The sequence below is a fragment of the Kitasatospora phosalacinea genome (assembly GCF_000716545.1).
In the GTDB taxonomy this organism is placed as follows: domain Bacteria; phylum Actinomycetota; class Actinomycetes; order Streptomycetales; family Streptomycetaceae; genus Kitasatospora; species Kitasatospora phosalacinea.
In genome coordinates this window covers 51,696-61,340 of record NZ_JNWZ01000065.1, presented here as the reverse complement: position 1 = coordinate 61,340, position 9,645 = coordinate 51,696, and the positions used below count along the sequence as shown (strand labels likewise).

The 9,645-nt window shown below is 76.4% G+C and carries 7 protein-coding genes; 6 read left to right on the top strand and 1 reads right to left on the bottom strand.

Features of this window, described 5'->3' with window-relative positions; all coding sequences use genetic code 11:
* Nucleotides 1-101 precede the first annotated feature (101 nt).
* Entirely contained in the window at nt 102-1,166 is a 1,065-nt protein-coding gene (locus OO48_RS35455) for a glycosyltransferase (RefSeq protein ID WP_051732889.1), read from the bottom strand.
* 216 nt (nt 1,167-1,382) lie between these two features.
* On the opposite strand from OO48_RS35455, the gene OO48_RS27110 reads away from it, so the two are divergent.
* The 6 genes from OO48_RS27110 (at nt 1,383) to OO48_RS27085 (ending at nt 9,597) form a co-directional block, all read left to right on the top strand.
* A complete protein-coding gene (locus tag OO48_RS27110; RefSeq protein ID WP_245194820.1) occupies nt 1,383-2,510 on the top strand; it encodes a glycosyltransferase family 4 protein in 1,128 nt (375 codons plus the stop codon).
* Between the two features lie 303 nt (nt 2,511-2,813).
* Entirely contained in the window at nt 2,814-4,712 is a 1,899-nt protein-coding gene (locus tag OO48_RS27105) for a tyrosine-protein kinase family protein (RefSeq protein ID WP_033220855.1), read from the top strand.
* On the top strand, nt 4,709-5,803 hold the full coding sequence (locus OO48_RS27100) for a glycosyltransferase (RefSeq protein WP_033220854.1): 1,095 nt from the start codon (nt 4,709-4,711) through the stop codon (nt 5,801-5,803). The genes OO48_RS27105 and OO48_RS27100 overlap by 4 nt, the downstream gene beginning before the upstream one ends.
* A 25-nt stretch (nt 5,804-5,828) precedes the next feature.
* Nucleotides 5,829-6,875 (top strand): GNAT family N-acetyltransferase, encoded by a 1,047-nt coding sequence (locus tag OO48_RS27095; RefSeq protein ID WP_033220852.1) that lies wholly within the window; start codon nt 5,829-5,831, stop codon nt 6,873-6,875.
* Entirely contained in the window at nt 6,875-8,398 is a 1,524-nt protein-coding gene (locus tag OO48_RS27090; RefSeq protein ID WP_051732888.1) for a hypothetical protein, read from the top strand. Before OO48_RS27095 ends, OO48_RS27090 begins: the two co-directional genes overlap by 1 nt.
* Nucleotides 8,395-9,597, top strand: coding sequence for a DegT/DnrJ/EryC1/StrS family aminotransferase (locus OO48_RS27085; RefSeq protein ID WP_033220850.1), 1,203 nt, complete (start codon nt 8,395-8,397; stop codon nt 9,595-9,597). Before OO48_RS27090 ends, OO48_RS27085 begins: the two co-directional genes overlap by 4 nt.
* Nucleotides 9,598-9,645 lie beyond the last annotated feature (48 nt).

Sequence of the window (9,645 nt, the reverse complement as noted above, 5' to 3'; positions counted from 1 at the left end):
CCGGGTGGAAGGCCTCGTACTGGATGTACTTGGCCTTTCGCCCGGTGCGGCGAGAGGGCGTGCCAGGCGTTGTGGGGCAGACGGGGGTTTGAAGACGGGGCCTAGCGGCGGGCGACCTCGCGCAGCAGGTGCTGCCAGGCGGTGGTGACGGCGGCGAGGTCGAAGTGGGCGAGGGCGTGGGCCCGGGCGGCGGCCGCGTACGGGGCGCGGTCGGCGGCGAGCAGGGTGCGCACCGCGTCGGCGAGGGCGGCGGGGTCGCCGGGCGGGACGAGCAGGCCGCCCTCGCCGGGGCGGACCACGTCGGAGACCCAGCCGACGTCGGTGGCCACGGCCGGGAGGCCCGCCAGGGCGGCCTCGATCAGCACGCCCGGGACGCCCTCGGAGTCGCTGGTCAGCAGCAGCAGGTCGGCGGCCCGGTAGAGCGGCGCGGGGTCGGCCAGCGGGCCGAGCAGGTGGGTGCGCGGGCCGGGGGCGAGGGTGGTGCGCAGGGGGCCTTCGCCGGCCAGCGCGAGGTGGACGTCGGCCGGGAGCAGGGCGTGCGCGGCGAGTGCGAGGTCGGGGCGCTTCTCGGGGCTGAGCGCGCCGACCCAGGCGATCAGCGGGCCCTCGGCGGGCAGGCCGAGCCCGGCGCGGTCGGCGGCCTTCCGGGCGGGGTCGGCGGCGGGCGGGAAGCGGTCGGCGGGGCGGGCGTTGGGGAGGGTGCGCAGGCGGCGGGCGGGGAGCCGGAAGCGGGTGCGCAGGACGTCCGCGGCGTGCGGCGAGATCGCGGCGACGGCGGCGGCCCGGTGCAGGAACGCGCCCACCCGCAGTCGGCGCAGCGGGTCGGCCGTCCAGTGCCGGGGGTCGCCGATGTTGACGTACACGAAGGGGGTGCGGGCGGCGAACAGGCCCAGCGCGCACGCCTGGAGGGTCGAGGAGCCGTGCGCGACCACCACGTCCGCGCGGGCCGCGAGCCCGCGCAGGGCGCGCAGGGTGGCGGGGTGGTGCCGGGAGGGGCCCAGCACGGGGACGGCGGCCCCGGGGTCGGCGTCGGGGTGCGGGTGCAGCGCGGCCAGCTCGGAGGACTGGCCGCGGCGCAGCAACTCCCGGTGCAGGTCCCGGGCGAGGCGCTGCGCGCCGCGGGCCCTGGGGTCGGTGATGACGTGGAGTACCCGCGGCTCGGCCATGGCGCCGAGGGTACCCAGCGGGGCGCGGCGGGGGCGGCGGGACGCGGAATCAGGGGCGGGGAACGGGGCTGGGAGCCGGTGCGCGCTCCGGCCGCGGGCCCCGGCCGCGTTCCCGAAGGGTTTCCTCCGGTTCGGGGGACGCGGGGCGGGTCCGGCTGGGATGCTGATCCGCGGTCAGGGGGTGGCCCGGGCGAGGGGGTGGGCACGGTGCGTGTCGTGTACGTGATCGACAGTGTGAGCCGGGTGGGCGGGGCGGAGCAGGGGTTGGTGGCGATGGCCCCGCTGCTGGTCCGTTCGGGGGTGGAGCTGCACGTGGCGTTCCTGAAGGAGTCGCCGGGCGGGTTCCAGGAGGAGTTGCGGGCGGCGGGTGCCGGGGTGCACCCGGTGCTGCGGGGGTCGCGGCGGGCGCGGGTGGCGGCGTTGCGGGCCGAGTTCCGCCGGCTGCGGCCGGACCTGGTGCACACGACGCTGTACGAGTCGGACGTGCTGGGCCGGACGGCCGCCCTCGGGGCTCGGGTGCCGGTGGTGTCGAGTCTGGTGAACTCGGCGTACGGGCCGGAGCACCTGCACGCGCGGGGGTTGAACCCGTGGAAGGTGCGGGCGGCGCAGGCGGTGGACGCGGTGACGGCGCAGGGGGTGCGGCGGTTCCACGCGTTGACGGAGCACGTGGCGGACGCGATGGCGGCCAGGTTGCGGGTGGCGCGGCGGCGGATCGACGTGGTGCCGCGCGGCCGGGACCCGCTGCTGCTGGGGCGGGTGACGGCGGAGCGGCGGGCGCGGGTGCGGGCGGGGCTGGGGTTGGCGGAGGAGGTGCCGGTGGTGCTGGCGGCGGCCCGGCAGCAGTACCAGAAGGGGTTGGACGTGCTGGTGTCGGCGTGGCCCCGGGTGCGGGCGGCGCGGCCGGACGCGGTGCTGCTGCTGGCGGGGAGCCGGGGGGCGGAGACGGCGCGGTTGGAGGAGTTGGCGGCGGCGACGGGGGGCGTGCGGTTCCTGGGGCCGCGGGACGACGTGTTCGACCTGATGGCGGCGTCCGAGGTGTTCGCGGTGCCGTCGCGCTGGGAGGGGCTGGGGAGCGCGGCGATGGAGGCGATGGGGGTGGGGGTGCCGCTGGTGTGCGCGGACGTGCCGGCGCTGCGCGAGACGGTGGGCGGTTCGGAGGAGTGCGCGCTGCTGGTGCCGCCGCAGCGGCCGGAGGCGCTGGCGGGGGCGCTGGTGCGGGCGTTGGAGGAGCGCGGCGAGGCGCTGGTGCGGGCGAAGGCGGCGCGGGCGCGCTTCCTGGCCGGGTACACGCTGGAGCAGGTGTCGGAGCGGATGGTGGGGTTCTACGGACGCGCACTGGCCTGACGGTGCGGGGGCGGGCGGCGGCCGAACCGGCCGGCGGGTCCTTGATGACTCCACGTCAGTTCGCTTGCGTGCGTCCGGATTCCGACCGAAGCCAGGTGTCAGTATGGCCAAAGCGCTTGCGCCGCAGGTCCGGGGCGGGAAGCATCGGGCGCAGGGGAGGGCCGACAGGGCCTTGGAGCGTTCGTTTTCTTGCCGCAGCCGGGGGGCGCGTGCGGCCCGGCCGTGACCGATGCGCGCCGCCCGCCGGGGTGGGTGCGGCCGTGGGGCGCGTGTGCACCGTGACGAGGCGAGGGGAACCAACCGGTGGAACCGGCAAATCTGTTCACCGTTCTGCGGCGGTACTGGCGGCTGCTGGCCGCGTGCACGGCGGCCGCGCTGGTCGTGGGTTTCCTGCTGACGCCGGCCGGGAACGCCGTGGACAACGGCAAGTGGCAGTGCAAGGTGGCGATCACGCCGGTCGCGGGCGCGGCGGACACCGTGCGGGCCGACCAGGTGCTGTCGTACGCGCAGGGTTCCGCGGTGACCACGGCGGCGGCGCAGAAGCTGCACGTGACGGACGTGGCGGGGCTGACCGCGCGCCGGACGGTGGCGGCGGAGTCCACCCAGATGCTGCTGTTCACCACCACCGGCCCGACCCAGGCGTCCTGCGCGGAGCTGGCGCAGGCGCTGGCCGAGGCGACGATCACCGGCTACGCGCAGGAGTCGAAGCGGAGTGCCGACGAGTCGATCAAGCGGCTGCGCACCCAGGCGGACGCCCAGCAGTCGCAACTGGACGACCTGCAGAAGTCGTTCAGCCGGGCCAACGCGAACGACCAGGCCAAGCTGCAGCCGCAGTTGACGACGGCGACGGCGGCGCTGACCAAGACCCTGGGCGCGATCGCCGACCTGCAGAACTACAGCCAGACCGACGCGATCCAGCAGTGGGGCTCGATCGACGCGAAGGAGCTGGGCGGGAGCCTGCTGTCCTCGCCCTCGCGCGGGGTGCGCCTGGCGCTGGCCGTGGTGCTCGGCCTGGCGCTGGGCGTGGTGGCGGCGCTGATGCTGTCCCGGATGGACACCCGGCTGCGGACCCGGGACGGCACCGAGGAGGCGTTCAACCTGCCGGTGATCGGCGAGATCCCGCGGCTGTCGCGGCGGCTGCGGCGGCTGCGCGAGCCGCTGGTGACGGCCCGCCCGGAGGACCCGGCGACCGAGGCGTTCCGTTCGCTGCGTTCGACGCTGCTGCTGACCGGCCCGGAGTCGCTGTCCGCGCAGTTCGGGCAGGGCGGTCTGGACCCGGACGACCGGCGGGTGCGGCGGGCGGTGCAGCCGGCGCCGGTGGTGCTGGTGATGTCGGGGCGTTCGGGTGACGGGCGGACCACCACGGTGGCGAACCTGGCGGCGGCGCTGGGCGAGACGGGACGCCAGGTGCTGGTGCTGGACTGCGACTTCCGGCAGCCGGAGCTGACCGCGCACTTCGGGATGGACGAGGGCCCGGGCATGGCGGAGCTGCTCTCCGCCGAGCAGCTGACCGACCTGGTGGACCTGATCCGGCCGACCCGGGTCCCGAACGTGGCGATGATCACCGGCGGCCACACCACCGCGTACCCGGCGGCGCTGGTGCTGCGCGCCGGGGAGGTGCTGGCGCTGGCCCGGCGGCACGCGGACGTGGTGCTGATCGACTCCTCGCCGCTGCTGAACGCGAACGACGCGTACGACCTGGTGCAGCACGCGGACGCGGTGCTGGTGGTGCTGATGGCGGGCAACGTGCGCCCGGAGGAGGCGGACCGGGTCTCGGAGCTGCTGGCCCGCACCGGGGTGCCGGTGGCGGGTGTGGCGCTGCTGGGGGCGGAGGTCGCCACCGGGCGGCGCCACCGCTCGCTGCGGCTGCCGGGGCGGCTGGGCGGGCGTCCGCCGCTGGGCCCGGCGCCGCAGCGGTCCGAGCTGCCGCGTCCGGCGGCGGCGGAGCCGGTGCGGGCGCAGCCCCGGCCGGAGCCGCGGCGGCCCGAGCACCGGCGGCCGGAGCCGCGCCGGGTGGAGCACCAGCGGGCGGACGGCACCCGGCGCGGCGAGCCCGTGTACGGGGGCAGCGGGGTCGACGGGGGCGGCGGGGGCCTCGACCGGTACGACGGGACGACGAGCTGGGGGCGCCGCCCGGTGGAGCTGCCGCCGGAGGAGCCGGTGGAGACCACCATGCAGCTGCGGCTGGGCGAGGACAGGTGAGCGGCTCGCGGGCCAGGGTGCTCTGGCTGGCGAAGGGCCTGGGCCGGGGCGGGGCGGAGCAGTTGCTGCTCAACTGCGTGCGGCACGCGGACCGCTCGCGCTACGACATCGAGGTGGCGTACGTGCTGCCGCACAAGGACGCGCTGGTGCCGGCGCTGGAGGCGGCGGGCGTGCCGGTGCACTGCCTGGGCGGCGCGCCGGGGCGGCGCTGGCCGCTGCGGCTGCGGGCGCTGCTGGCGGAGCGCCGCTACGACCTGGTGCACACCCACATGCCGGTGCCGGCGGTCGCGGCGCGGCTGCTGCGGCCCGGCGGCGGGCGGCGGCCGCGGCTGGTGCACACCGAGCACAACCTGTGGGAGCGCTACCGGCTGCCGACCCGGTGGGCGAACGCGCTCACGTACGGACGCAACGACGCGGTGATCGCGGTGTCGCACGCGGTGGCGGCGGGGGTCGGGCGGCGCCGGGCGGGCGAGTGGCTGTCGGTGGTGCACCACGGCCCCGATCTGGGCGACGCGCCGTCCGACCCGGCGGCGCGGCGCGCGGCGCGGGCCGAACTGGGGCTGCCGGACGGCGCGCTGGTGGTCGGCACGGTCGGCAACCTGACGGCGAAGAAGGACCAGGCGACGCTGCTGGCGGCGTTCGCGCTGCTGCGCGGGCGGGAGCCGGACGCCCGGCTGGTGCTGGTCGGTTCGGGCCCGCTGGAGGCCGAGTTGAGGGCGCGGGCGGGGGCGGGCGTGCTGTTCGCGGGCATGCGCGCGGACGTGCCGGCGCTGCTGCCGGGCTGGGACGTGTTCTGTCTGAGCTCGCGCCAGGAGGGCCTGCCGGTGGCGCTGATGGAGGCGATGGCCTCGGGCCTGCCGTCGGTGGTGACGGAGGTCGGCGGCATGCCGGAGATCCTGGACGACGGCGTGCAGGGCCGGCTGGTGCCGCCGGGCGATCCGGAGCGGCTGGCGGCGGCGCTGGGCGAGTTGGCCGATCCGGTCCTGCGGGAGCGGATGGGCGCGGCGGCCCGGGCGCGGTCGGAGTCCTTCGACGTGGCGGGCGCGCAGCGGGCGATCGAGCGGGTGTACGCGCGGGTCCTGGCGAACTGAACCGACTGGTGGGGCGGAGCACGACGTGGGTGGTGGACTGGCGTACCGGCGGCTGGAGCCGGCGGACGTTCCGGCGGTGCTGGAGCTGTTGACGGCTTCGCTGGCGGGCGGCCCGACCGGGCGGCGCAGCGCGGAGTTCTTCGACTGGAAGCACCGGGCGAACCCGTTCGGGTCGAGTCCGGGCCTGGTCGCGGTGGCGGACGACGGGCGGATCGCGGGGGTGCGGCTGTTCCTGCGCTGGTCCTGGCGCGGGGAGGGCGGCCGCGAGGTGCGGGCGGTGCGGCCGGTGGACACCGCGACGCACCCCGACTTCCGGGGGCGCGGGATCTTCCGCCGGCTGACCACCGAGCTGCTCGAACAGGTGCGGGGCGAGGCCGAGTTGGTGTTCAACACGCCGAACGGCAACAGCCTGCCCGGCTACCTGAGGATGGGCTGGCGGGAGCTGGGCCGCGTCCCGGTGGCGCTGCGGGTGGCCCGGCCGGTGTCGTTCGCCCGGGGCGCCCGGGCGGCGCTGTCCCGCCGGCCCGGGCCCCCGGGGCCGCCGCGCTGCGAACTGCCTCCCGCCGCCGAGTGGTTGGCCGCGCCGGACGCCCGGTGGGCGGAGCAGCTCGCGGGGCTGCTGGCCGAGCGGGAGCGGGCGGACGCGGCCGATCCCCGGCTGCACACGGTGCGCACCGCCGGCTACCTGGCCTGGCGGTACGGGGCCGCGCCGGGCCTGGACTACCGGGTGGCGAGCGTCGAACGGGGCGGCGAGCTGGTCGGGTTGGCGTTCGGGCGGCCGCGGCGGCGCGGCCCGCTGGCGGAGTTCACGCTGGCCGAGCTGATCGTCCGCCCGGGCGACCGGGCCGCGGCGGCGCAGCTGCTGCGCGTCGCGGCGTCCTCCGGCTGCGACCACGCCGCCACCCACCTCTCCCCCGGCACCGAGGCGGCCGCGGCCGGCCTGCGGGCGGGTTGCGTGCGGGCGCCGCGCACCGGCATGGTGCTGGCCGCCCGCACCCCGGCCGGCCCGCTGCCGGCCGGACGCACCCTCGCCGACTGGCGGTTCAGCCTCGGCGACCTGGAGGTCTTCTGATGGCGCCCCTGCTCGCCGCCCGCGCGCGCCGCCGCTCCCGTCCGTCCGCCCGGCTGCGCGGGGCGCTGCGGCGCGGCCGGCCGGCGGCGCTGGCCTGGGTGCTGGTGCTGGGCTACGTGACGGTGTTCGTGCTGGCGATGGTGCACACCTCGTACGACACCTGGGGGGCGCTGCTGGTGGCGCCCGCGCTGATGGCGGTCGGGACGCCGATCCTGGCCAGGGTCGCGGCGGGCAACCCGGAGCGCGGGGTGTTCAAGCTGCTGGTGGTGGCGATGGCGGCGAAGCTGGCCTGCGCCTTCCCCCGGTACCTGATGGCGTTCGTGCTGTACGGCGGCGCGGCGGACGCCAAGATGTACCACCGGAAGGGCTCCGAGCTGGCCCGGTACCTGACCACGACGGACTTCTCGGCCGGGCTCCACTACGACCTGGGGATGAAGGTCGCGGGCACCGGTTTCGTCATCATCGTCACCGGGGTGGTGTACGCGGTGACCGGGCCGACCCTGGTGGGCGGTTTCCTGGTGTTCTCCTGGCTGGGCTTCTGGGGGCTGCTGTTCTTCTGGCGGGCGCTGCAGATCGCCTTCCCGGAGGCGGACTCGCGGCGCTACGCGAAGCTGGTGTTCTTCCTGCCCTCGCTGCTGTTCTGGCCGTCCAGCATCGGCAAGGACGCCTGGATGATGTTCTGCCTGGGCCTGACCGCGTACGGGGTGGCCCGGTTGCTGGAGCGGCGGTTCGGGGCGTTCGCGTGCATCGCGCTGGGTTCGCTGGGCACGGCGATGGTGCGGCCGCACGTGACGGTGCTGGCGGGCGCGGGCCTGAGCGTGGCGTACCTGCTGCGCAAGCGGCCGCGGCAGGTGTCGGCGCTGGGGCCGCTGCGGACGGTGCTGACGGCGGCGGTGCTGGCGGTGGGCGTGATGCTGATGCTGCAGCAGGTGTCGACCTTCTTCGGCACCACCGGCACCGGCGGGGACGCGGTCAACCAGGTGCTGTCGGAGACCTCGCGGCGGACCTCGCAGGGCGATTCGGTGATCAACGCGGCGGCCGCGGACGAGCCGGCGCCCGCGTTCAGCCTGAACCCGGTGAAGCTGCCGGTGTCGGTGGTGAGCGTGCTGTTCCGACCGTTCCCGTTCGAGGCGTCGAACGTCCAGAACCTGATCCAGTCGGTGGAGTGCTTCGCGCTGCTGGTGATGTTCGTCCGGGCCTGGCCGCAGCTGGCGCGGATCCCGAAGCTGTTCCTGCGGCGCTCGTACGTCGCCTTCACGGTGGTGTACACGCTGCTGTTCTGCTGGGCGTTCTCGACCATCAACAACATGGGCATCCTGTCGCGCGAGCGGGTGCAGGTGCTGCCGCTGGTGCTGGTGCTGCTGGCGATCCCCCGGCCGGCGGCCGGCCGGGTGCGGCGCCGCCGCGCGCCCGTGTGGCGGGCCCAGCCCGGCCAGTGGGGCGCCGCCCGGACCGGGCCCGAACTTCCGGTCGCCGTCGGCGCTCCGGATCCGTCACGAACCCAGGGGGGCTCGACCTCATGACGACCGACCAGAACCGCCCCGCCGCCCTCGGCGGCGCGCCCGCCTTCCCCGACGGCCTGCCGCTGACCCGGGTCGAGGTGCCCGACCGGGAGGGGCTGCTCGGGCGGCTCGGCGAGGTGCTGGACTCCGGGATGCTCACCAACGGGCCGCTGGTGCGGCAACTGGAGGAGCGCGCCGCCGAGTTGATGGAGGTGCCGCACGTGGTGGCGGTGTCCAACTGCACGGCCGGGCTGATGCTGGTGCTGCAGGCCGCGGGGGTGGGCGGACGGCGGCCGGTGCTGATGCCGGGCTTCACCTTCTCGGCGACCGCGCACGCCGCGCACTGGGCGGGCGGCAGCCCGCTGTTCGCGGAGGCCAGGGAGCAGGACATCACGCTCGACCCGGCCGACGCGGAGGCCCGGCTGAAGGCCGCCGACTCCCCCGCCGCGGTGATGGCCACCCATGTGTACGGCACGCCCTGCCAGACCGAGGAGCTGGGGCGGATCGCCGACGCGGCCGGGGTGCCGCTGGTGTACGACGCGGCGCACGGCCTGGGCTCGAAGCGGCGCGGCGTGCCGGTGGGCAACTTCGGCCTGGCCGAGGTGTTCTCGATGAGCCCGACGAAGGTCGCGGTGGCCGGCGAGGGCGGCCTGGTCGCCACCCGGGACGCCGCGCTGGCGCAGACCCTGCGCACCGCCCGCGACTACGGCAACCCGGGCGACTACGACACCCTGTTCCCGGGCCTGAACGCCCGGATGAGCGAGCTGCACGCGGCCGTCGGCCTGACCTGGCTGGCCGGCCTGCCCGAGCGGGTGGCCCACCGGGGCGCGCTGGTCGCCGAGTTCGCCCGGGTCGTCGCCGGCGTCCCGGGCCTGCGGCTGGCGCTGCCGGAGGAGGGCGACACCTCGACCTTCAAGGACCTCACGCTGATCCTGGACGCCGACGCCTTCGGCCTGGACAACCGGCGGCTGGCCGCCGCGCTGAAGGCCGAGGGCATCGACACCCGCCGCTACTTCTTCCCGCCCGTCAACCGGCAGCGCGCGTACGCCCACCTCGGGCAGGCGGAGGAGCTGCCGCGCACCGACCGGCTGGCGGCCTCGGTGCTGACCGTCCCGCTGTGGTCGCACATGGACGCCGCGACGGTCCGCCGGGTCGCCGACGCGGTGGTGCGTGTCCAGCCCTTCGCGGCGGAGGTCGCAGCCGCGCTCGGGCGCGTCTGAGCGATCCTCGCAAGGCGGTTCGGCCGTTAGTCGGATCAGGTGAACTCG

Bases quoted from the DNA above. Each gene is read 5' to 3' on its own strand.
- OO48_RS35455 (WP_051732889.1), bottom strand. From the start codon at position 1,166: ATGGCCGAGCCGCGGGTACTCCACGTCATCACCGACCCCAGGGCCCGC.
- OO48_RS27085 (WP_033220850.1), top strand. From the start codon at position 8,395: ATGACGACCGACCAGAACCGCCCCGCCGCCCTCGGCGGCGCGCCCGCC.
- OO48_RS27090 (WP_051732888.1), top strand. From the start codon at position 6,875: ATGGCGCCCCTGCTCGCCGCCCGCGCGCGCCGCCGCTCCCGTCCGTCC.